Genomic DNA, 22464 nt, shown 5'->3' with positions numbered 1-22464 from the left:
CTATCTTGCACCGCAACGGTCGGGGGACCGTTGGGGGACGGGGTTATGCGAAATGCGATGATTTGTGTCAGCGTCATGCTGGCATTGTTACAGGCGTGGCCAGTCATTTTCGGCCATCGTGGGGGCATTGCTCCCACGGCGGCACCCCCACTGGCCGTCGCACCGCGCGTGACGATGGCGGTTGCAAAGGCCTCGACGGCACCAAAAATGATGCCGGCAGTGGCATCGGCACCGACTCCGAAGACGTGCTATCAGCAGTACCGCGCCAAGTTTGGACAATGTGCGGCGGGCGACCGGGTGTGCCATATCAAGACCGCCGACCAATGGGACCTGTGCGAAGCGACGGGTATGTGGCCGCAATAAGCGGTGGCTCTGCCGGAACAATTCTGATCGCGTTTCGCTTTTGGGGACGACTGCGCTAAACGCGCTCGCCACCCCGGTCAGGAGCCGTTTTTGTCCCCGCCCCCCCGCGCTCGCGCTTTGCCGGAACGCACGCCGCAGGCGCCTCCCGGTCGCGCCGTGCGCGGCGTCATTGTGGCGATTGCCGCGCTGGCGATCGGCGCGCCGACGCTGATCGTCCTGACCGCGCCACCGGTCGCGCGCCACCGCGCGCCCCGCGCAGTACCGCAACGGATCGTGTCAAAGGCCGAACTTCCGCCGGTCGAGCCGGTTGCCTTTCAGGATCTTGAGCCCGCCGACGCCCGCGCCTTCAACGCCGCCGTGCCGTTCGTCGACGGCCCCAACCCCGCCGCCCGCCCCTTTAAATTCCCCGGCGACGACATCCAGCGCGCACGCGCGATCGACTGCATGGCCGCGGCGGTGCTGTACGAAGCGGGCGACGACCCCGCCGGGCAACGCGCGGTCGCGCAAGTCGTCATCAATCGCGTGCGCCACCCTGCTTTCCCCAAGACGATTTGCGGAGTCGTTTTCCAGGGGGCTGAGCGATCGACCGGGTGCCAATTCACCTTCACCTGCGACGATGCGCTGGTGCGGCATCGCTGGGTCGACGCGCAATGGGTCCGCGCACGCCAGGTCGCAACTGCTTCGCTCACCGGGGCGGTGTACAAACCCGTCGGCTATGCGACGCATTACCATACCGACTGGGTCGTGCCCTATTGGCAGTCGAGCCTCGACAAGATCGCCGCGGTCAACACGCATTTGTTCTTTCGCTGGACCGGCTGGTGGGGCACGCCGCCCGCGTTCAACCGCCATGTCTCGGCGGACGAACCCGTAATCGCCGCGCTCGCCGCTTATTCGGATGCGCATAAGGGGGCGATCACGCTGGCGACGAGCGAGGATTTGTACGTCGATCCCGTCGCCGCCGCGACACCGCTGCCGACCGCGCTGGCGAGCGAAGAGAACAGCTTCCTGCTGACGCTCGACACCAAGCGGATTTCGCCCGACGGCTTTGCGCAACTTGCGGCGCGAACCTGTGGCGACCGGCCCTATTGCAAGGTGATGGCATGGGCCGACAAAGCCAAAACGCCCGCCGCGCTGCCGCTCCAGCCCGCGCAAATTCAAGCGATGGCGTTCAGTTATTTGCGCGACCGCGCGAGCGGTTTTGAAAAAGCGCTGTGGAATTGCACCGAGTTCCGCCGCGCGGATTCGTCGCAATGCATGAAGCAGCAGATCTATGTGCCGACGGGGCGCAGCGCCGAGAGCTTCAGACTGGAAGCGCTGCCCGGCGCGACTCGCGCTTCGCCGGCGGTGGCAACGGTCCCGGAACTCGCAGGTGTGCGGCGTAAGATTGAAGGGCCGACGGCGAAGGCAACGCCGGTATCCGAGGGGAAATAGCATGATCCTCCCCCGGAACCGGGGAAGGTGGCGAGCGTAGCGAGACGAAGGGGGTCTATCCGCGAGCGCGGCGCTCGCGGATAGACCCCCTCCACCCTTCGCTGAAGGCTCAGGCGTTGGAGCGAGATCGTGTCCCCCGGACACGATCTTGTCCAGCCGGGGGCTGGCCAAAGCTCCAACGCCCTCCCCCGGTTCCCGGGGGAGGATTACAGCCTCACGCCGCTTCGAACATCTCCGGTGGCAGCGCCATCATCGCCTCGGCACCTGCTTCGATCTTGCGGCGCAGCGCGCCCGCCTCGGGCATGACGCGCTCGGCAAAGTAGCGCGCGGTTACCAGCTTGGCATCGAGGAACGCTGGATCCTCCTCGCCCGCCGCCTTCAGCCGGGCTGCGGCGGAAGCCATCCGCAGCCACATCAGGCCAAGCGCAACGATCCCCATCAGATGCATGTAGCTATGCGCGCCCGCGCCGACATTGTCGGGGTTCTTCATGCCATTTTGCAGGAACCAGACCGTCGCCTGCTGCAATTCGCCATTGGCCTTTTCGAGCGCAGCCGCGAAATCGGCAGTGGCGGGATCGCCCTTGGCGGCCGCGACATCGTCGGCGACAACCTTGAACAGCGCCTGCACCGCGCGACCGCCATTCTGTGCGAGCTTGCGCCCGACCAGATCCATCGCCTGCACGCCGTTCGTGCCTTCATAGATCATCGCGATCCGCGCATCGCGGACATATTGCTCCATGCCCCATTCGGCGATGTAGCCGTGCCCGCCATAGACCTGCTGCGCATTGGTCGCGATGTCATAGCCCTTGTCGGTGCCATAGCCCTTGATCACCGGGGTCAGCAGGCCAAGCAAGTCGCCCGCAAGCTGGCGCTCCTCGTCGCTTGGCGCGGCGTGTTCGAGATCGGCCTGGAGCGCACCCCACAGGCAGAGTGCGCGGAGGCCCTCGGTCAGCGCTTTGGCTTCCATCAGCATCCGGCGCACATCGGGATGGACGAACAGCGTGTCGGCCTTCTCGTTCGGCTCCTTCACGCCGGTCAGCGCGCGACCCTGGCGACGGTCGCCGGCATAGTGCACTGCGTTCTGATACGCGACTTCGGCAACGCCCAGCCCTTGCAATCCGACACCGAGACGCGCCGCGTTCATCATGATGAACATCGCGGCGAGGCCCTTCATCTCATCGCCGACGAGCCAGCCGGTCGCGCCATCGTAGTTCATCACGCACGTCGAATTGGCGTGGATGCCCATCTTGTGTTCGATTGATCCGCACGAGACGGCGTTGCGCGCGCCCAGCGACCCATCGTCATTCACCAGCACCTTGGGCACGACGAACAGCGAAATGCCCTTCGAGCTTTCCGGCGCACCCGGCGTCTTTGCCAGCACGAGGTGGATGATGTTCTCGGTCAAGTCATGCTCGCCCGAGGAAATGAAAATCTTGGTGCCGGTGATTGCCCACGAACCATCCGCCTGCGGCTCGGCGCGGGTCCGGATCAGCCCGAGATCGGTGCCGCATTGCGGCTCGGTCAAGTTCATCGTGCCGCCCCATTTGCCGCTGACCATGTTGGGGACGTACTTCGCCTTCTGGTCGTCCGATCCCTTGGCCAGCAACGCGGCGGTCGCGCCGTGCGTCAGGCCCGGATACATCGCAAACGCCATGTTGCCCGAGCTCATATATTCGAGAAACGCGGTCGAAACGACGTGCGGCATCGCCTGCCCGCCAAATTCCTCGGGTGCGGACAGCGTACCCCAGCCCGATTCGACATAGGCTTGATAGGCTTTCTTGAAACCGGCCGGCGTGGTGACCGATCCGTCGGCATGCCGCGTGCAGCCTTCCTGATCGCCCGAATAGTTGAGCGGGAACAGCACTTCGGCGACGAATTTGCCGCCTTCGTCGAGCACGGCATCGACCACGTCGGGCGTCGCATTGGCGAAACCGGGAAGATTGGCATGGCTTTGCAGGCCGATGACGTGATCGAGAATGAAGCGCGTGTCGCGGACGGGAGGGGTATATTTTGGCATGATTAGTCCTTGGAAGGGGGAATTCAGTCCTTCAGGCGGCCTTGCGCGCCGTTGGTTTCAAGCAGGGTGACAAAATCGGTGAGCTCTTCGATCGCCGCATCGATATCGTATTTTTGTGACTGGAGCAGCGTCATCCGGTCGCGGCAACGCGCGATCGTGGTCGCTTTCTGTACCTGGCGGCCGTCGCCAATGTCGTACAAATCGATCATTTCACGAATTTCGCCAAGGCTGAAGCCGACGCGCTTGCCGCGCAAAATCCACGCCAGCCGTGCACGATCGCGTTGCGAATAAATGCGCGCCGTGCCCCGGCGCTCGGGTGCGATCAGGCCCTCGTCTTCATAGAAACGCAAGGCGCGCGCGGTGACGCCGAATTCGGCGGACAGGTCCGAAATCGAGAAGTGATCGCGGTCCGGGTGCAGATCAATGACGGCGTAAGCGGCGCTGCTAGACATGGCACTTTATCTAAGTGCCCTTTACGTCAACGTCAAGCGCATCAGCCGCCTGCGCACAGCAGCCGACCCTTGCCATCGCGCAGCGTCGACGCCTCCGAAACCGACTCGCTGAGCCGAACAACATCCAATGCCGCGACCGAGGCCCGTCCGACGCAGACCTTCTGGCACGCGTCCGGTAATCGAGCCGGAAAGACGATCCGGTCGCCCTCGAAGCGCGCGTCGAAACTGCACGCGCTGGCCTCGCTGCCCCGGCCAAGCGTGACATGCAGCGTTTCACCGACTCGCGTGACGATGCCTGCGCCGCCACAATGTTGCTGTTCGTCATAATCGACGAAAACGCCGATGCGGTACGCCGTCGCGGTCGGCACGATGCAAATCCGATCGCTCTCGCGGGCGTAGAGTCCGGTGATGTCGGTATTGGCGGGATCGGGCATGACGCCCGCCTGGATCGCGGCCGCCTCCAACCCTTGCGGCGTCGCGGTGGCGGCCGGAGGCTTGGGATCGCTACGATGGCAGGCCGCCAGCATCAGCACGGCCAGAAGTGCGGTGCGCTTCACTCGACCAGCGCCAACCGATCGCCCTCGATCCGGCGATAGAAGCAACTGCGCGCGCCGGTGTGGCAGGCGGGGCCGACCGGATCGACGATCAGCCACACCGCATCCTGATCGCAATCGATGCGGATTTCGGTCACGTGCAGGATGTTGCCCGACGTCTCCCCTTTTTTCCACAACGCCGCGCGACTGCGCGACCAGAAATGCGCCGCGCCCGTCTCCACCGTTAGCTTGAGCGCCTCGGCATTCATATGCGCGAGCATCAGGAGCTCGCCGGTGTTGCGATCGGTCGCAACGGCTGTGATCAGCCCCGCGGCATCGTACTTCGGATCAAGGTCGAGCGTGGTTTCACGGGAGTCAGGCATGGGATGGGCATAGCGCCCTTCGCAGGCGCGCGTCACCCCGGCTGGCGGTTGCGAATCGTCTCACCGCAGCGCCTGCGTCCCCACGATCACCGCGCCTTAACCACCATTGCGGGTGGCGAGCCTTGCCAATACCGATCATCGCACTCTGCAAACCGCTGCAATCAAACGCGAAATTACCAATGCGACCAATCGCTCTCGCGCGTGTGACAAAAGCGCGACAAACCCGGCCTGCGCCCCTATATGCCTCCTCGAAGCTCTACTCCCCCCCCTGAAGGGCGTCATGCTGACCACGAACCCCCACGAAGACGACACGCTGCACGAAGAGTGCGGTATTTTCGGAATTTCCGGTGCGACCGATGCCGCACGACTGGTTGCCCTCGGGCTGCACGCGTTGCAGCATCGCGGGCAGGAGGCGGCTGGCATCACCAGTTTCGACGGTGCCGAATTCCACACCCACCGCGCGATGGGCCACGTCGCCGGCAACTTCGACCGCGAAGAGGTGATGGTCCCGCTGCGCGGCACGGTGGCGTGCGGGCATGTGCGCTATTCGACGGCCGGGGAGACCGCACTCCGCAACGTCCAGCCGCTTTATGCCGATCTCGCCTCGGGCGGTTTTGCGATCGCGCATAACGGCAATCTGTCGAACGCGATGCGGCTGCGGCGCGATCTGGTGCGGCGCGGGTCGATCTTTCAGTCGACCAGCGATACCGAAACGATCATCCACCTTGTCGCCACCTCCAATTACCGCACCGTCGTCGACAAGTTCATCGATGCGTTGAAACGCGTCGAAGGTGCCTATTCGCTGATCGTGATGACGCCGGAGGGCATGATCGCGTGCCGCGATCCGCTCGGCATCCGTCCGCTCGTAATGGGCCGGCTCGATACGCCGGGCAGCGAGGGCGCTGTCATCTTCGCCTCCGAAACCGTGGCGCTCGATGTCGTTGGCGCGACCTTCGTCCGTTCGATCGACCCGGGTGAGCTGGTGATGGTCAAGGGCACCGAGATCACCTCGCACCGCCCGTTCGCGCCACAAGCGCCGCGCCCGTGCATCTTCGAATATGTCTATTTCTCGCGGCCCGATTCGATCTCCGAGGACCGCAGCGTCTATACCGTGCGCAAAGCGATCGGCGCGCAGCTCGCGATCGAGAGCCCGGTCGAGGCCGATCTGGTCATCCCCGTTCCCGATTCGGGCACGCCGGCCGCGCTCGGTTATGCCCAGCAATCGGGCATCCCGTTCGAGCTCGGCATCATCCGCTCGCATTACGTCGGACGCACCTTTATTCAGCCGAGCGACAAGGTCCGTCACCTTGGCGTCAAGCTGAAGCACAACGCCAATCGTGCGCTGATCGCGGGCAAGCGCGTCGTGCTGATCGACGATTCGATCGTGCGCGGCACCACCAGCCTCAAGATCGTCGAAATGATGCGCGAAGCGGGCGCGGCCGAGGTACACATGCGCATCGCCAGCCCGCCGACGGCGCATTCGTGCTTCTATGGCGTCGATACGCCCGAGCGCGCCAAACTGCTCGCCGCGACCAAGAATCTTGAAGAAATGGCCGCCTATATCAAGGCCGACAGCCTCGCTTTCGTGTCGATCGATGGCCTCTACAAGGCGCTCGGCGACCCGCAGCGCAACGCCATCCGTCCAAGCCATTGCGACGCCTGCTTCACCGGTGATTACCCGACGACGCTGACCGACCAGGACGACGTATCGTCGGTCGATCAATTCGCGTTGCTGGCTGAACGGGTGATTTGACAGACATTACCCCTCCCCTTCAGGGGAGGGGCTGGGGTGGGGCCTCTCCGCGAGTCCAAGGCTGCGTTTGAGGCACGGCCCCACCCCCAACCCCTCCCCTGAAGGCGAGGGGCTTCAAGATGGAGCCTAGCGGAATGACCGACAAACCTCTCGCCAACCAAATCGCGCTCGTCACGGGTGCCAGCCGGGGAATCGGTGCGGCAACGGCGCTCGCTTTGGGTGCGGCAGGCGCGCATGTTGTGCTGACCGCGTGCACCGCCAAGGGGCTGGAGGATGTCGAGAACGCAATCTTCGACGCCGGTGGTTCGGCGACGATCGCGCCGCTCAATCTGACCGAGACCGACAGCATCGCGCGGCTGGGCAGCGCGATCGGCGAGCGCTGGCCCGCACTCGACATTCTCGTGCTCAACGCCGCCATGCTGGGGCAGCTCGGCGCGGTTCCGGCGATCGATCCCAAGGAAATGGCGCAAATCCTGACGCTCAACGTCAGTGCACAAGCCGCCATGATCGCCGCGTTCGATCCGATGCTGCGCAAATCGGCGCACGGTCGGGTGATCGGGCTGACCTCCAGCGTCGCCCGCAATCCGCGTGCCTATTGGGGCATGTACGGTGCCTCCAAGGCGGCGTTCGAGACCCTGCTTGCCGCCTATGGCGACGAAATGGAGCAGATCAGCAAGGTCCGCACCGCGATCATCGACCCGGGCGCGACGCGTACGGCAATGCGGCATAAGGCCTATCCCGGCGAAGACCCGAAATCGGTCAAGGAACCGTCAGTCGTCGCCGATCGGATCGTGGCGTTGCTGGTCGAGGATTTCACGACCGGGCATTTCGAACGGGTCGGCTAAGCGCGTTTCACCAGCGTTACCTGCGCGGCATCGATCCCCTGCCCCCGAAACCCCCCTTCGCAGTACATCAGATAATAGCGCCACAAGTCGATGAAATGCCGGTCGAATTGCGTGGGCAATCGTCCCGCAGCGACGGCCGCATCGAACGCGATCCGCCACCGCCTGAGCGTTTCGGCATAATGCAGGCCACAGGTGCGGTGGTCGGTCCATTCGAGGCCCTCTGCCTCGGCCAGCGCGCGAAAGCGGCTTTCCGACAACAGCATTCCGCCGGGGAAAATAAAGCGCTGGATGAAATCGACATTGGCGGCGTACGCCTCGAAGATCGCGTCATCGATCGCGATGTACTGGATCGCCGCACGGCCACCCGGTTTCAACGCGCGCGCGACCGCGGCGAGATAGGCGGGCCAATAGTCCTGGCCGACCGCCTCGACCATCTCGATGCTGGCCACCGCGTCGTATTGACCGACGACATCGCGGTAATCGGTGCGCGACACCGTCACACCCGATAACCCCGCCGCCGCGCTGCGGTCAGCCACCGCCCGCTCCTGCTCGGCCGATAGCGTAATCGCATGGACCGCCAGGCCGCGCCGCGCCGCCGCCTCGGCAAAGCTGCCCCACCCGCAGCCAATTTCCAGGATCGTGTCGCCCGGTTCGACCGCGAGCCGGTCGAGCATCGCATCGATCTTGGTCGCCTGCGCCGATTCGAGGCTTTGCGCCGGCGAAATCGGTTCGTCGAACAGCGCGCTCGAATAGGTCAGGCCGGGATCGAGCCAAAGCGCGTAAAAATCGTTCCCCAGATCGTAGTGGAATTCAATATTGCGCCGCGAACCGGTGCGAGAATTACGCCGTAAGCTGTTCCGTAATCGACGCAAAATACGGATCGCCCCGCCCGAGCGCGCAGTCTTCCCGAGCGTCCGGCTATTGCGCATGAACAGCTCGAACAGCGCGGTGGGATCGGGGCTGGCCCATTCGCCTTTCGACCAGGCGACATACCAGCCGGCCGATCCGCCCGTGGCAAGGCGCAGCAACGCCCGCCAGCTACGCAGATCGACGACAGCTTCCGGCCCCGGCGCACGCCCGCCCAGCAGCCGCACGCGCCCATCCGGCGTCGTTACGGTGAGTGACCCGTGGGCCAGCCCCGCATCGATCCGGTCGAGCAAGCGGTGAAACAGTGTCGCGAAGGCCCCTAACATCGCGCACCCCCTCGCACCGACGGCTGCGCGCCGCAACGGGGTTTCAGCGTTGTTGCTTCACCGCTGCCAATGCGCGCTCGCGGCCTTCGCGGTGGCCGATGATCTTGGCGGGGTAGGCGCGCGGGCGAAACCCCGCCTCGTCGGGATCATGGATCGCCTCACCGCGCACGCCCGACAATTCCGGCACCCAGCGCCGAATATAGGCGCCTGCATCGAATTTGGGCGATTGCACCAGCGGCGCCATGATTCGCACGAACATGTTCGAATCGACTCCCGTGCCCGCGGTCCATTGCCAATTGACCGCGTTCGACCCGTAATCGGCATCGACCAGACAATCCCAGAACCAGCGTTCGCCTACACGCCAGTCGATCAACAAATGCTTGATCAGGAAGCTCGCGGTGATCATCCGGACACGGTTGTGCATCCAGCCGGTCGCCCAGAGCTGGCGCATCCCGGCGTCGACGATCGGATAGCCGGTGCGGCCTTGCTGCCACGCTTGCAGGTCGGCGTCGGCGGTCGCGCCCGTCCGCCACGGCAGCGCATTGAGCGTGTCGCGGGCATTTTTCGAGCCGTAATCAGGAAATTCGCGGATGATGTTCTGCGCATAATCGCGCCAGCCGATTTCGCCGAGGAAGGTATCGACCGATCCGCCCGCATCGGCGACCGCGTGCCACACTTGCGCGGCCGAAACCTCACCGAAGTGGAGATGCGGCGACAGGCGCGAACTGCCCTCGATCGACGGTAAGTTTCGGGTTTCGCCATATTGGGCAGCATGGCGTTTGAAGGCGGTCAACCGGGCACGCGCGCCGTCCTCGCCCGGGGTCCATTCCTCACCGAACCCGGCCGACCAGTCGGGCTTGGTCGGCAGCAAATTCCAATCGGCGAGGGTATCGCTTTTCGGCCAGGGCGCTGGCGCAGGAAGATCGGTCGGGGCGTGGGTCGGGTGGGGTGGCGGCATCGTGGTCTTCAGCGCCCGCCAGAACGGCGTAAAGATCTTATACTGCCCGCCGCTGCCGGTGGTGATCGATCCGGGCGAGGACAGGTAATTGCCGTCGTGGCAGACGAGATCGAGCCGCTTCGCCACCGCGCGCTCGGCATTGCGCCACCACGGTTCGTGGTGACGGATACAGTGGACGCGCGTCGCCCCGGTTTCCTCGGCGATCGCGGCCAGCACCACATCGCTCTCGCCCCGCCGCAGGATCAACCGCGAGCCCTTCGCGCGCAGCGCCGCATCGAGGCTGGCAAGGCTGTGCTGCAACCACCAGCGCGACGCGCCGCCCATCGCATAGTGTTTCGGGGTCGCATCATCGAGGATATAGACCGGGATGACCGGCCCCTCCGCGATCGCGGCGAGCAAGGCTGGCTGATCAGCCAGCCGCAAATCGCGGCGCAGCCAGAGGAGAATGGGGTTAGTCAAGAAAAATGGCTCGCACAAAGACACAAAGGCACAAAGAGGACTCTCACTGGAAAGGGCTTGCGTAATTATTGATCAGACGCCTGATCCCGTCCTTGAAAGTCGCTGCACCAAAATTCATTAATAGACCGAGCGGGAGATCCATCAAACGTAAATAGGTGATGACCTGTTTGGAATGAACCGGCGCATAATGTTCGGTCGATTTCAGCTCGATCAACAGCTGCCCTTCAACAAGCAAATCCGCGCGAACCCCCTCTTCAAGCACGATTCCGTTAAATCGGATCGGCACCGGCTTTTGGCGCTCGACGAAGAGTCCGCGATCGCACAGGCTTTTGGTCAAGCAAGCCTCATAGACCGATTCGAGAAGGCCCGGCCCAAGCGCTTGATGCAATTGGAACCCACAATCGACGGCAGTGCTAGCCAACTTTTCAAGAGCTTCGCTCACTGCCTTCCCTTCATTTGTGTCTTTGTGTCTTCGTGCGAGAAAGCCTTACTCGACCGATGGCACCGTCTCAAATGCGGCGTTCCTCGGCACCAGCACCGCCCCCAACGTCAAAATCGCGCGGACGTGCGCGGCGGCAAGCGTAGCGATGTCCGCACCGTATCCACCCCCCACGGTACTCGCGAGCGCGATGCCGCGGTCGCGGGCGGCGCGAGCGACCAGCGTTTCGCGCGCCACCAGCCCCGCATTCGTCAGCGCAAGACGCCCGAGCCGGTCATCGGCCAACGGATCAATCCCCGCCTGATACAGGATCAGATCGGGGCGATACGCGTCGAGCATCGGCAGCAACGTCGCGGCCAGCATGTCCAGATACGCTGCGTCGCCCGTCCCGTCCGGCAACGCCACGTCGAGCGTCGATCGCGCCTTGCGCGCCGGAAAGTTCTTCTCGGCATGGATCGAATAGGTCGCGATGCCGGGGCGTCCGGCGGTGAGCGCGGCAGTGCCATCGCCCTGATGCACGTCGCAATCGACGATCAGGATGCGCGCAACGTCGCCTTCCTCGAGCAGGCGCACCGCCGCGATCGCGAGGTCGTTGAGCACGCAATAGCCGGCCCCCGTGGCGGCAAGTGCATGGTGACTGCCACCCGCGCTGTTCGCTGCGAATCCGCGCTCCAGCGCCAGTTTCCCGGCAAGCCACGTCCCGCCCGGCACCATTTGCGCGCGCGCCGCGACCGCGGCGGTCACGGCGAAACCGATCCGCCGCTCCTTTTCACGCGGCACGCGCGCGGCGATCACTTCGGCGACATAGTCCGGATCGTGCACTGCCTCGATCCAGCGCGGCGGCATCGCCTCGGGCTCGTGCCAGTGGATCGCTGCCCCCTCAGCGCGCAACAGATCGCGGATCGCGGCGTTCTTGCTGAGTTGGCTCGGATTGGCGCTTTGCCCGGCGGCGACATAGGCTGGGTGATGGACGACCGTGATCATCACGCTTAGGTAGGCGCGACGCTGGCTCAGACCAATGGAGAGATGCTTGACCGATCCTTATGTGCGCCCCGATGTCGCGGGCTTTCTCGCCTTTCTCAACGCCCTGCCCGGCCCGAAGATGCACCAGCTCGAAGCCCCGGCGGCGCGTGCAACCTATGCCGCGATGAAGGACATCGCTGATCCGCCGGTGGGCGATCTCGGCACGATCACCGATCTGACGATCCCCGGACCCGCGGGCGCCATTCCGGCGCGGCTGTTCGACGTGGCCAAAAGCCGCCTGCCGGGGCCGATCGTGCTGTTCTTCCACGGCGGCGGCTTCGTGATCGGCGATCTCGACACGCATGCCAGCTTCTGTGCTGAAGTGTCGCGCACGCTCGATCTTCCGGTGCTGGCGGTCGATTACCGACTCGCGCCCGAAGCGGTCTGGCCCGCGGCTCCCGACGATTGCGAAACGGCGGCGCGCTGGGCGGCGGGCAGCCCGGCGGCACTCGGGCGCAAGGTCACCAGCCTGGTGACATGCGGCGACAGCGCAGGCGGCAACCTCGCGATCGTGGTGGCGATGGCACTCCGCGATGCGCCCGCCGCCGTGCCGGTGATCGCGCAGCTGCCCTTCTATCCCGCGACCGACACGACGCAGGAATACCCGTCCTACAGCCAGTTCGCCGACGGCTTCCTGCTGACCCGCGACAGCATGGAATGGTTCAATGCCGCCTATCAGGCGGAGGCGTCGCATATCCGCACCTCGCCGCTGAAGGGTGATCTCACCGGCATGCCGCCAGCCGTGGTGGTGACCGCCAGCCTCGACCCGATCCGTGACCAGGGCCGCGCTTATGCCGCCGCGCTCGCCCAAGCCGGCGTCGCGACCGTGTATCGCGAGGCCGTCGGCAACATCCACGGCTTCATCACGCTGCGCAAGGCAATCCCTTCGTCGGTCGGCGATGTTGCGGCGGCACTGACGGCAGCGAAGCTCGTCATCGCCGAAGCAGAAGGCGCACGAGTCATGGCCCAAGCGGCGGACGGCGCGGCAGCGTGAGCGACCCGACGAGCCTCCCCTATCGCCCCTGCGCCGGGATCATGCTGCTCAATCGCGACGGCAAGGTCTTCGTCGGACAGCGGATCGATGCGATGGTCGAGGCGTGGCAAATGCCGCAGGGCGGGATCGATGATGGCGAAGATGCCGAAATCGCCGCCCTGCGTGAGCTCGGCGAGGAGACTGGGATCGCGCCCGCGCACGTCGAACTGATCGCGGTCGCGGCCGAGGAACTCTATTACGATCTGCCCGAGGATCTGGTCGGCAAGGTGTGGAAGGGCAAGTGGCGCGGCCAGCGGCAGCGCTGGTTCCTGTTCCGCTTCCTGGGCGATGATGCCGACGTGAACATCGCCACCGCCCACCCCGAGTTCAAGGCGTGGGACTGGATCGCACCCGAAACGCTTCCCGACGTCATCGTGCCGTTCAAGCAGCAGCTTTACCGCGAGGTGTTGGCGGCGTTCGCCCCACATTTGGCGCGATGACCGGACTGAGCCAGATCGAGCGCGCGGCGGTTACCCACGTGGGGGCGCAATCGATGCTCGCGCAAGTCGAGCGCTGGGCCGCGGTGAACAGCGGCACGCGCAATCTCACTGGCCTCGCACAAGTGGCGGCCATGCTCGTCGAAGCGTTCGGCGTCTTGCCGGGTGAAATCGCGCTGGTGGCCGGCGACACTGCCGAGAGTGTCGGCGCGGATGGCGCGGTGGCGGTGCTCGATCACGGCAAGCATCTGCATCTGGTGGTCCGCCCGGAGGCACCGATCCAGTTGCTGCTGACCGGGCATATGGACACGGTCTACCCGATCGATCACGCCTTCCAGATGCTGACGTGGCTGGATGAGGGCACTCTGGGCGGCCCCGGCGTCGCGGACATGAAGAGCGGCCTCGCGGTGATGCTTGCCGCGCTAAGCGCGGTCGAAGCGAGCCCGCTCGCCGACCGGATCGGCTATGAAGTCGTAATCAATTCCGACGAGGAAACCGGCTCCTTCTCCTCCACGCGCCTGATCGCCGACGCCGCACGCGGGAAGATTGCGGCGCTGACCTACGAACCCGCGCTGCCCGATGGCACGCTCGCGGGCGCGCGCGGCGGGACCGGGAATTTCTCGATCGTCGTGACGGGCAAGAGCGCGCATGCCGGGCGCAACCCCGACGAAGGCCGCAACGCGATCGTTGCCGCGTCGGACCTGGCGGTACGACTGTTCGCGCTCCGATCGCCGACGCTGGCGGTGAATCCGGCTCGAATCGAGGGCGGTGGGCCGAATAATGTCGTGCCTGATCACGCGGTACTGCGAATCAATTTCCGCCCGCAGGACCACGCCGAAATCCACCGCGCGCAAGCCGCCCTCGACCGGATCACCGCCGAGGTCGCGACGCTCCATGACGTCCACATCGCCGTCCACGGTAGTTTCAACCGCCCGCCCAAACCGATCGACCCCGGTGCGGCCAAGCTGTTCACTTTGGTCAAGGAGTGCGGGGCCGCTCTCGGGCTCGACATCGCCTGGCGCGCGACCGGCGGCGTGTGCGACGGCAATACGATCGCCGCGTGCGGCATACCAGTTGTCGATACGATGGGCGCGCGCGGCGGGGCGATCCATTCTCCGCAAGAATTTCTGATCGTCGCGTCGCTCGCCGAGCGCGCCGCTCTGTCTGCGCTGACGATCCTGCGCATAGCCGAAAAGGGTGCCCTGTGACCTTCGTGATCCGCGCCGCGCGCGACAGCGACCTGCAACCGCTTTACGAAATGGCAAAGCTGACTGGCGGCGGTTTTACCAATTTGCCGCCCGATCGCGCCGCGCTCAAGATCAAGCTGGTGCGCAGCGCCGCCGCCTTCGCGCGCAGCGACGACGCCAAGGCCGACGACCTGTTCGTGCTCGTGCTCGAAAACACCGCGACCGGCGAGGTGCGCGGCACGTGCCAGATTTTCACCCATGTCGGGCAAAGCTATCCCTTTTACAGCTACCGGCTCGGGACGCTGACGCAGCATAGCAAGGAGCTCGGCCGCACCTTCCGCGCCGACATGCTCGGGCTGACCACCGATCTGGAGGGGTGCAGCGAAGTCGGCGGGCTGTTCCTGCATCCGGGCGAACGCGCCGGGGGCCTCGGGATGCTGCTCGCCCGCGCGCGCTATCTGTTCATCGCGCAGCACCGTGCGCGCTTTGCCGACCGGATCCTCGCCGAGCTACGCGGGATCATCGACGAGGCGGGCGGCTCGCCCTTCTGGGACGGCCTCGCCGGGCGCTTCTTCGGGATGAATTTTCAGGACGCCGACCAATTCAACGCGGTGCGCGGGCACCAGTTCATCGCCGATTTATTCCCCAAGCACCCGATCTACATCGCGATGCTGCCCGAAAGCGCGCGCGCGGTGATCGGCCTGCCGCACCCTTCGGGCCGGGCGGCGATGCGGATGCTTGAGAACGAAGGATTCGCGTATGAAAACTATGTCGACATCTTCGACGGTGGTCCGACGATGATCGCCAAGACCGATCAAGTCCGCACGATCCGCGATGCGCAACCGGCACGCATCGTCGCGATCGACGACGATGGCGGCGATGCAGCGTTGGTGGCGCGTGGCCTGCTCGCCGATTTCCGCTGCGCCTACGCGACGATCCGGGCAAGCGCCGATGGCGTGGTGCTGGGGCGCGAGGCTGCGGCCGCACTCGGTGTCGGCGAAGACGATATGATCAGCCATGTCGCGCGCGCGTAAGTGTCGGGTTAATTGACACGTAACCACGTTTCTTAACGCGCAACCGCACGGAACCGCGATTGGCCCGCTGCTTGCTTAAGATTCTGGCATGTGGATCAAATTCTCCCGCCTGTTCGTCATCAAGAACAAGTTCGAAGCGTTCGCGGTGATTTACGCGCTCGCGCTCGGCGCGGTCGAGCGCGGGGTGCATTACCTCGACCAATATCCCGGCTTCGGCGGCTGGCTGTTGTTCGCCGTCTGCCCGATCGCGGTGTTCATGGCGGGCGCGCGGATCCTCGATTCGGTCGAGCGCAACGCCGCGCTTTGACGCGAACTTTAGGCGCCAACAGGATTAGTTGATCGCACGACGGCGTTTCTGCACTATCTGCAGCGGACCATGACCGTTGCCCTCACCCATCTTCAGCGCCTTGAGGCCGAAAGCATCCACATCCTGCGCGAAGTCGTTGCCGAGGCCGAGCGCCCGGTGATGCTCTATTCGGTCGGCAAGGATTCGGCAGTGATGCTGCATTTGGCCAAGAAAGCGTTCTTCCCCGGCACGCCCCCCTTCCCGCTGCTGCATGTCGACACGACGTGGAAATTCCGCGCGATGTACGAAATGCGCGCGCGCGCCGCCGCCGATGCGGGGATGGAGCTGATCGTCCACCAAAACCCCGAGGCCAAGCGGCTGGGGATCAACCCGTTCGACCATGGCAGCCGCCATACCGACCTGTGGAAGACCGAAGGGCTCAAGCAAGCACTCACCGCCGGCGGATTCGACGTTGCCTTTGGCGGCGCGCGGCGCGACGAGGAGAAATCGCGCGCCAAGGAGCGCATCTTCAGCTTCCGCTCGGCCAACCACCGCTGGGATCCGAAAGCGCAACGGCCCGAGCTGTGGCACCTCTACAACGCTAAAAAGGAGCGCGGTGAGAGCATCCGGGTGTTCCCGCTGTCGAACTGGACCGAGCTCGATATCTGGCAATATATTCTGGCGGAGAACATCGAAATCGTGCCGCTCTACCTCGCCGCCCCGCGTCCGACCGTCGAGCGCGACGGGATGTTGTTGATGGTCGATGACGATCGCTTCCCGCTTGCTTCAGGCGAAGTGCCGGTCGAACGCTCGATCCGCTTCCGCACGCTCGGCTGCTATCCGCTGAGTGGTGCGGTGGAGAGCGAAGCAAGAACATTATCCGCGGTGATCCAGGAAATGCTGCTGACCACCACCTCCGAACGGCAAGGTCGCGCGATCGATCACGATCAGTCCGCCAGCATGGAGAAGAAAAAAGCGGAGGGGTATTTCTGACATGAAGGGCACACTTCATGTCACCCCAGCGAAGGCTGGGGTATCGCGCCGCATCGACCGGCGCGCGATACCACGAGATCCCAGCCTTCGCTGGGATGACGGAGTTGGGCAATGACGACTTACACCCCGGACTCGCTCATCGCCACCGACATCACCGCCTATCTCGCCCAGCATCAGCGCAAGTCGCTGCTGCGCTTCATCACCTGCGGATCGGTCGATGACGGCAAATCAACGCTGATCGGCCGCTTGCTCTACGACAGCCGCGCAATCTTCGCCGATCAGCTCGCCGCACTCGAGGACGACAGCAAGCGTGTCGGCACGCAGGGGCAGAATATCGATTTCGCGCTGCTGGTCGATGGCCTCGCCGCCGAGCGCGAGCAGGGCATCACGATCGACGTGGCCTATCGCTTCTTCGCGACCGAAAAACGCAAGTTCATCGTCGCCGACACGCCAGGGCACGAGCAATACACCCGCAACATGGTGACGGGTGCCTCGACCGCCGACGCCGCCGTCATCCTGATCGATGCGCGCAAGGGCGTGCTGACGCAGACGCGGCGGCACAGCTTCCTCGTGAAGCTGCTGCGGCTGCGGCATGTCGTGCTGGCAGTGAACAAGATGGATCTGGTCGGGTATGATCAGAGCGTGTTCGACACGATCGTCGCCGATTATCGCGCCTTTGCCAGTGCGATCGGGATCGAGCACTTCACCGCCATCCCGATCTCGGGCTTTGCCGGCGACAATGTCGCGACCGCGTCTGCCGCGATGCCGTGGTATGCTGGCCCGACGCTGATCGAGCATCTCGAAACCGTCGATGTCGAGGCCGACGCAGCGCAGGCCCGCCCGTTCCGACTGCCGGTGCAATGGGTCAACCGGCCCGATCTCGATTTCCGGGGATTTTCTGGCCTCATCGCCAGCGGCAGCGTCAAGCCCGGCGACCCGGTCCGCATCCTGCCCTCGGGCCGCACCACCACCGTAGCGCGGATCGTCACGATGGACGGCGACCTTGACGAAGCCGTGGCCGGCCAGTCGGTCACGCTCACGCTGACCGACGAAGTCGATTGCTCGCGCGGCGACGTGATCGCCACCGCCGACGATCCGCCGCACGTCGCCGAGCAATTTCAGGCGACGCTCGTGTGGATGGCCGAGACGCCGCTGCTGCCCGGACGCTCCTACTGGCTCAAGCTCGGCGCCCAGACCGTTTCGGCGACGGTGCAGGAGCCGCGCCACGCGATCGACGTCAACACGCTGGCCGAACTTTCGGTCAAGACGCTTGGCCTCAACGATATCGGCGTCGCGGAAATCTATACCGACCGCGCTCTGGTATTCGAGCCGTTTGCGGACGGCGCCGATCTCGGCGGCTTCATCCTGATCGACCGCGGCACCAACGCGACGGTTGCGGCGGGCATGCTCAACTTCGCGCTGCGCCGCGCGCAGAACGTCCATTGGCAAGCGATCGACGTCACCCGCGAAGCGCACGCCGCACAAAAGGGCCAGACGCCGCGCTTGTTGTGGTTCACCGGCCTTTCCGGGTCGGGCAAATCGACGATCGCGAATCTGGTCGAAAAGAAGCTCTTTGCGCTTGGCCGCCACACCTTTCTGCTCGATGGCGACAATGTGCGGCACGGCCTCAACAAGGATCTCGGCTTCACCGATGCCGACCGGGTCGAGAATATTCGCCGCATCGGCGAACTGGCCAAGCTGATGACCGATGCCGGGCTGATCGTGCTCAGCGCCTTCATTTCGCCGTTCCGCGCCGAGCGCGACATGGTGCGCGCGATGCTACCGGGGGATTTCGTCGAGATCTTCGTCGACACCCCGCTGGCCGAGGCCGAAGCGCGCGACGTGAAGGGCCTGTATGCCAAAGCGCGGCGCGGCGAGATTGCCAATTTCACCGGCATTTCGAGCCCGTATGAAGCGCCCGAACAACCCGACATCCGCATCGACACCACCCGCGAAACCCCGGAAGCGGCGGCGGAGCGGATCGTCGAGCATATCATGGGCGTATGGAGTCCCAATTTATGACCCAGACCTCTGACCAAAACGACGCCGAGCTCGCGCGTTCGGTTGCGCTCGCGGCGGGCGCGGTGCTGCGCGGCTTGTGCGTGGCTGGGGCCTGTCCCGATGCCGAACTCGGCGACCGCGGCGACAAGGATGCCAATACGCTGATCCAGCGCTTGCTCCGCGCCGCCCGGCCGGAGGATTTCATCCTGTCGGAGGAAGCCGCCGACGATGGTGCGCGCTGCGCCGCCAGCCGCGTCTGGGTGGTCGATCCGCTCGACGGGACGCGCGAATTTCGCGAACGCCGCGATGACTGGGCGGTGCATATCGGCTTGGCGATCGATGGGGTCCCGGTGACCGGCGCGGTCGCCCTCCCGGCCCAGAATCTCGTTTTCGCAAGCAACGATCGGCCCGATGTCCTGCCCCCCGCGCCGCTGCGCCCGCGCATGGTCGTCAGCCGTTCGCGCGCGCATCCGATCGTGCTTCGGGTCGCCGAGGCGATCGGGGCCGAGCTCGTGCCGATGGGGTCGGCGGGTGCCAAGGCGATGGCCGTGGTGCGCGGCAATGCCGAAATCTACCTCCATGCCGGCGGCCAATATGAGTGGGACAATTGCGCGCCGGTCGCGGTCGCACTGGCGGCAGGGCTGCATGCCTCGCGCATCGACGGCGCTACGCTCGTCTACAATTGCCGCGATCCGTTGCTGCCCGATGTGCTGATCTGCCGCCCGGAATATGCCGCGCAAGTGCTGGCGGCGGTGGCCGAGACAATTCCCGTGGTGGGATAGCGATCCGCAATAGGGATGATTGTTCCGGCGGGTGATCCACGGTAAGCGCAGCCCAGCGTTGGGTCGCGCGTCTCGGGGGAGAACATCGCGGTGCGACTATTTTCGGGCCTGTTCCTATTGCTTGCCGGGGAGGCGTTGCTGGCTGCGGCGTTCCCCGGAAGCCTGCTCGTCGTCAGCCTTCAGCGCGGCCACGAAGCCTATCTGGATTCGCAGGACCGGCAATCGCTCGCTGCCTTCGCATCCCTGATCGCGACCGGGATGCAGGGCGGGACTCCAGCGCGGGCCGCGCTCCAATTCACACAAAATGTGTTAGACGATAACAGCCGGCCGGGCGACCCGCCGCCACCGCTGCGCGGCCGCATCGCGCTCTATGCGCCCGATGGAAAATTCCTGGCGGGTGCGCAGCCGGATCGCGAAGGCGTAAGGCTTGAGCGCCCGGTCATGATCGACGGGCGTTCCGTCGCGATCGCCAAGATCGTCGGGCCGCGTGCCTCCACAACGGCAAGCTTCGCGTTCGTGCGCGATCAGCTGATCGGGATCATGATCGCGATGACAGCGATATTTCTGTTGCTGCTGCTGGCGGGCTATTGGATTGCGGTCCACTGGTCGCGCCCGCAAATGGCGTTGTTCCGCGCCAGCCGCGCGATCGCGCAAGGTGATTTCGACACCGAGTTAACCGAGACCGGCCCGGCCGAAACGCGCGCAACGATGCGGAATCTGGGGCGCGTGGCACGCCAGTTCAATCGGCTCGAATCCGCCCGCAGAACGTGGCTGGTGGCCGTGTCCGAAGAGTTGCGTGTCCCGGTTCGCGCGCTCGGCACCAAATTGGCGAGCCTTGCCGACCAGGCCGCGCCAAGCGACCCCGAAGCCTTTGCCGAAGTGACCGAGCGCGTCCGCCGCCTGGCGGAAATGGCTGAGGATCTCCACGCCGTCGCGCTCGCCGATCTCGGGCGCTTGCCCGTTACCTACAGCACGGTCGATCCGGTCGCGCTGATCCACAATGCGGTGTGGAGCAATGGCCGCCGTGCGAAACTGCAGCAGGTGTCGCTCGAAACCGGCGCGTTGCCGGCCACGACCGTCCTGGTCAAATGGGACGGCGCGCGGATCGAGCAATTGTTCACTGCGCTGATCGAAAGCAGCCTGCGCTACACGCCGGCCGGCGGCCGCATTTCACTAGGGCTGGAGGGGCGGCGAGACGCCTGGCGGCTGATCATTGATGACAGCGCACCGGGCGTTGACGTGGCGCTCGCCCAGCAACTGTTCGAGCCGTTTTACCGCACGACCAAGGCACCGGGCGAATCGGTCACCACATCGGGATTGGGCCTCGCCACCGCGCAAGCGATCGTCGAGGCGCATCACGGGCGGATCGAGGCGGGCAATTCGCCGCTCGGCGGCCTGCGCGTCACGGTCGTCCTGCCCGCGGCCCCGCCGACCGCCTGACCGGTTATACGGCGACCGGCCTGCGCGCGAACCACCCATAGGCCGCGATCAGGCCATAACACAGTGCGGGGAGCAGCAGCGCGAACCGGAGGCTACTTGCATCCGCGATTAGGCCAGTCAGCGGCGGGATGACGGCCCCACCGACAATCGCCATTGCGATGATCCCCGATCCTTCGGCTGCGCGCTTGCCCAATCCTTCGCTGGCGAGCGAGAAGATCGTCGGGAACATGATCGAATTCATCAATCCGATCGCCAGCAGGGACCAGCCCGCAATTTGCCCCGTGGTGTTGGCCGTAATCAGGATCAGCGTAATCGATCCCGCCGCCACGACAGCCAGCACCTTGCCCGGCGAAACCAGTCGCAGCACGACCGTTCCGATGAAGCGGCCAATCATCGCACCGCCCCAGTAAAAGCCGACATAGGCCGATGCCGCGCCGGCACCGATGGCGAAAACGTTCGCCTGGACAAGATAGCTGACGATCAGCGAACCGATCGCGACCTCGGCCCCGACATAGAGGAAAATACACGCAGCACCGAAACCGAAGCGCGGTCGCGCGAACAGATTGAACGCGCGCAGGACGCTGCCGCTATCTTCGACGACATTGGGCAAGCGGTTGCGCCGCGTCCATACGACGCCCGCCACGATGACAAGCGCGAGTGCGAGCGCCAGATAGGTATTAACGACGACCTGTGTTTCCGCCGTGCGATAGGCGTCGAGCGCCGCGCCGGACAGCGTCGCCGGGTCGACCCGCGCAAGGCTGCCAAGGATCAGATATCCGCCGACAATCGGGAAGATTGTGGTGCCAAGCGAGTTAAAGGCCTGGGCAAAGGTCAGGCGGCTATGCGCGGTTGCGGGTTTGCCGAGCAACGAAATGAGCGGATTGGCAACCACCTGCACCATGGTGATGCCCGCCGCGAGTACGAACAGCGCGAACAGGAACACGCCGAACGTGCCCGATTGCGACGCCGGAATGAACAACAGACAGCCCGCCGTCATGATCGCCAGCCCGATCGAGGCGGACCGCAGATAGCCCGCCTTGCGCACGATCGCGGCGGCAGGAATCGAAAAAATGAAATAGGCCGCGAAAAACGCCGACTGCACCAGCAGCGCCTGAAAATAATTGAGCGTGAACAAGTCTTTCAACTTGGGGATAATCACATCGTTCAGGCTGGTGATGCCGCCGAAGATGAAAAACAGCGCAAAGACGAAAACTTGCAGATCCGGGGCATTCACCCCGGTATCCCCTGCGGCCGCGTCGCTCGGCTGGGCAACAGTGCCCGAAGTCAGCGCCATATCATAATCCCCTCACCCGGCCTCGATCCGTCGGGGCCTTTGATCACGCTTAGCCGGATAGCATCCGGCGTGTCGATCCAAGCGCATACGAATGAGCACGCAATCCGCATGCGCCGCAATTTGGAATG

22 protein-coding genes are annotated in these 22464 nt (G+C 64.8%); 13 read left to right on the top strand and 9 right to left on the bottom strand.

All coding sequences use genetic code 11. The annotated features are described in order from the left end of the window. Positions 1–57 precede the first annotated feature (57 nt). Together IEV62_RS09615 and IEV62_RS09610 are read left to right on the top strand one after the other, a co-directional pair. A complete protein-coding gene (locus tag IEV62_RS09615) occupies positions 58–363 on the top strand; it encodes a hypothetical protein (protein WP_188446888.1) in 306 nt (101 codons plus the stop codon). Between the two features lie 156 nt (positions 364–519). After that, positions 520–1794, top strand: coding sequence for a cell wall hydrolase (locus IEV62_RS09610; protein ID WP_188447023.1), 1275 nt, complete (start codon positions 520–522; stop codon positions 1792–1794). 214 nt (positions 1795–2008) lie between these two features. On the opposite strand, the gene IEV62_RS09605 is transcribed toward IEV62_RS09610, so the two are convergent. The 4 genes from IEV62_RS09605 to hisI are packed head-to-tail and all read right to left on the bottom strand — an operon-like array spanning position 2009 to position 5179. Beyond that, complete coding sequence (locus tag IEV62_RS09605; RefSeq protein WP_188446886.1) at positions 2009–3811, bottom strand: acyl-CoA dehydrogenase C-terminal domain-containing protein; 1803 nt, start codon at positions 3809–3811, stop codon at positions 2009–2011. A 23-nt stretch (positions 3812–3834) separates the two neighbouring features. Then, entirely contained in the window at positions 3835–4263 is a 429-nt protein-coding gene (locus tag IEV62_RS09600; protein ID WP_188446884.1) for a MerR family transcriptional regulator, read from the bottom strand. A gap of 41 nt (positions 4264–4304) precedes the next feature. After that, positions 4305–4820 carry a hypothetical protein gene (locus tag IEV62_RS09595; protein WP_188446882.1) on the bottom strand — a complete coding sequence of 172 codons (516 nt, stop codon included), beginning with the start codon at positions 4818–4820 and terminating at the stop codon, positions 4305–4307. Further along, positions 4817–5179, bottom strand: a complete 363-nt coding sequence (gene hisI, locus IEV62_RS09590) for a phosphoribosyl-AMP cyclohydrolase (protein ID WP_188446880.1) — start codon at positions 5177–5179, stop codon at positions 4817–4819. The genes IEV62_RS09595 and hisI overlap by 4 nt, the downstream gene beginning before the upstream one ends. A gap of 280 nt (positions 5180–5459) precedes the next feature. Here hisI and purF point away from each other — a divergent pair, with 280 nt between their 5' ends. Together purF and IEV62_RS09580 are read left to right on the top strand one after the other, a co-directional pair. Next, positions 5460–6932 (top strand): amidophosphoribosyltransferase, encoded by a 1473-nt coding sequence (purF, locus tag IEV62_RS09585; RefSeq protein ID WP_188446879.1) that lies wholly within the window; start codon positions 5460–5462, stop codon positions 6930–6932. Between the two features lie 134 nt (positions 6933–7066). Then, positions 7067–7777: an SDR family NAD(P)-dependent oxidoreductase gene (locus IEV62_RS09580; RefSeq protein WP_188446877.1), complete on the top strand. Its 711-nt coding sequence runs from the start codon at positions 7067–7069 to the stop codon at positions 7775–7777. Here IEV62_RS09580 and IEV62_RS09575 read toward each other — a convergent pair. From IEV62_RS09575 to IEV62_RS09560, 4 genes are read right to left on the bottom strand one after another with little or no spacing between them, the layout of a single operon-like run. Further along, positions 7774–8970 carry an SAM-dependent methyltransferase gene (locus IEV62_RS09575; RefSeq protein WP_188446875.1) on the bottom strand — a complete coding sequence of 399 codons (1197 nt, stop codon included), beginning with the start codon at positions 8968–8970 and terminating at the stop codon, positions 7774–7776. The genes IEV62_RS09580 and IEV62_RS09575 overlap by 4 nt on opposite strands. 43 nt (positions 8971–9013) lie before the next feature. Further along, positions 9014–10387 (bottom strand): cryptochrome/photolyase family protein, encoded by a 1374-nt coding sequence (locus IEV62_RS09570; protein WP_188446873.1) that lies wholly within the window; start codon positions 10385–10387, stop codon positions 9014–9016. A 43-nt stretch (positions 10388–10430) separates the two neighbouring features. Then, complete coding sequence (locus IEV62_RS09565) at positions 10431–10829, bottom strand: GxxExxY protein (protein ID WP_188446871.1); 399 nt, start codon at positions 10827–10829, stop codon at positions 10431–10433. A gap of 45 nt (positions 10830–10874) precedes the next feature. Beyond that, positions 10875–11810 (bottom strand): histone deacetylase family protein, encoded by a 936-nt coding sequence (locus IEV62_RS09560; RefSeq protein ID WP_188446869.1) that lies wholly within the window; start codon positions 11808–11810, stop codon positions 10875–10877. Between the two features lie 34 nt (positions 11811–11844). Here IEV62_RS09560 and IEV62_RS09555 point away from each other — a divergent pair, with 34 nt between their 5' ends. The 9 genes from IEV62_RS09555 to IEV62_RS09515 all read left to right on the top strand — a co-directional run bounded on the left by IEV62_RS09555 (position 11845) and on the right by IEV62_RS09515 (position 21042). Beyond that, entirely contained in the window at positions 11845–12843 is a 999-nt protein-coding gene (locus IEV62_RS09555) for an alpha/beta hydrolase (protein WP_188446867.1), read from the top strand. Next, the gene (locus IEV62_RS09550) at positions 12840–13322 is read left to right on the top strand and encodes an RNA pyrophosphohydrolase (RefSeq protein WP_188446865.1); all 483 of its coding nucleotides are present in this window, start codon (positions 12840–12842) and stop codon (positions 13320–13322) included. The genes IEV62_RS09555 and IEV62_RS09550 overlap by 4 nt, the downstream gene beginning before the upstream one ends. Continuing rightward, on the top strand, positions 13319–14527 hold the full coding sequence (locus tag IEV62_RS09545; protein WP_188446863.1) for a hydrolase: 1209 nt from the start codon (positions 13319–13321) through the stop codon (positions 14525–14527). The genes IEV62_RS09550 and IEV62_RS09545 overlap by 4 nt, the downstream gene beginning before the upstream one ends. Then, positions 14524–15540 (top strand): arginine N-succinyltransferase, encoded by a 1017-nt coding sequence (gene astA / locus IEV62_RS09540; RefSeq protein WP_188446861.1) that lies wholly within the window; start codon positions 14524–14526, stop codon positions 15538–15540. Before IEV62_RS09545 ends, astA begins: the two co-directional genes overlap by 4 nt. Before the next feature lie 88 nt (positions 15541–15628). Next, entirely contained in the window at positions 15629–15847 is a 219-nt protein-coding gene (locus tag IEV62_RS09535; protein WP_188446859.1) for a hypothetical protein, read from the top strand. A 69-nt stretch (positions 15848–15916) separates the two neighbouring features. After that, positions 15917–16819, top strand: coding sequence for a sulfate adenylyltransferase subunit CysD (gene cysD, locus IEV62_RS09530; RefSeq protein WP_188446857.1), 903 nt, complete (start codon positions 15917–15919; stop codon positions 16817–16819). Positions 16820–16930: 111 nt separating this feature from the next. Further along, positions 16931–18841, top strand: a complete 1911-nt coding sequence (cysN, locus tag IEV62_RS09525; RefSeq protein WP_188446855.1) for a sulfate adenylyltransferase subunit CysN — start codon at positions 16931–16933, stop codon at positions 18839–18841. After that, on the top strand, positions 18838–19602 hold the full coding sequence (locus IEV62_RS09520) for a 3'(2'),5'-bisphosphate nucleotidase CysQ (RefSeq protein WP_188446853.1): 765 nt from the start codon (positions 18838–18840) through the stop codon (positions 19600–19602). The genes cysN and IEV62_RS09520 overlap by 4 nt, the downstream gene beginning before the upstream one ends. A 90-nt stretch (positions 19603–19692) precedes the next feature. Further along, the gene (locus tag IEV62_RS09515; RefSeq protein WP_188446852.1) at positions 19693–21042 is read left to right on the top strand and encodes an ATP-binding protein; all 1350 of its coding nucleotides are present in this window, start codon (positions 19693–19695) and stop codon (positions 21040–21042) included. Positions 21043–21046: 4 nt separating this feature from the next. Here IEV62_RS09515 and IEV62_RS09510 read toward each other — a convergent pair whose 3' ends face one another. Continuing rightward, the gene (locus tag IEV62_RS09510; RefSeq protein WP_188446850.1) at positions 21047–22336 is read right to left on the bottom strand and encodes a sugar MFS transporter; all 1290 of its coding nucleotides are present in this window, start codon (positions 22334–22336) and stop codon (positions 21047–21049) included. Between the last annotated feature and the right edge of the window lie 128 nt (positions 22337–22464).

The organism is Sphingomonas psychrolutea (assembly GCF_014636175.1).
GTDB lineage: Bacteria > Pseudomonadota > Alphaproteobacteria > Sphingomonadales > Sphingomonadaceae > Sphingomonas > Sphingomonas psychrolutea.
The sequence above is the reverse complement of the archived record's forward strand: the minus strand, read 5'-3'. Positions and strand labels throughout refer to the sequence as shown.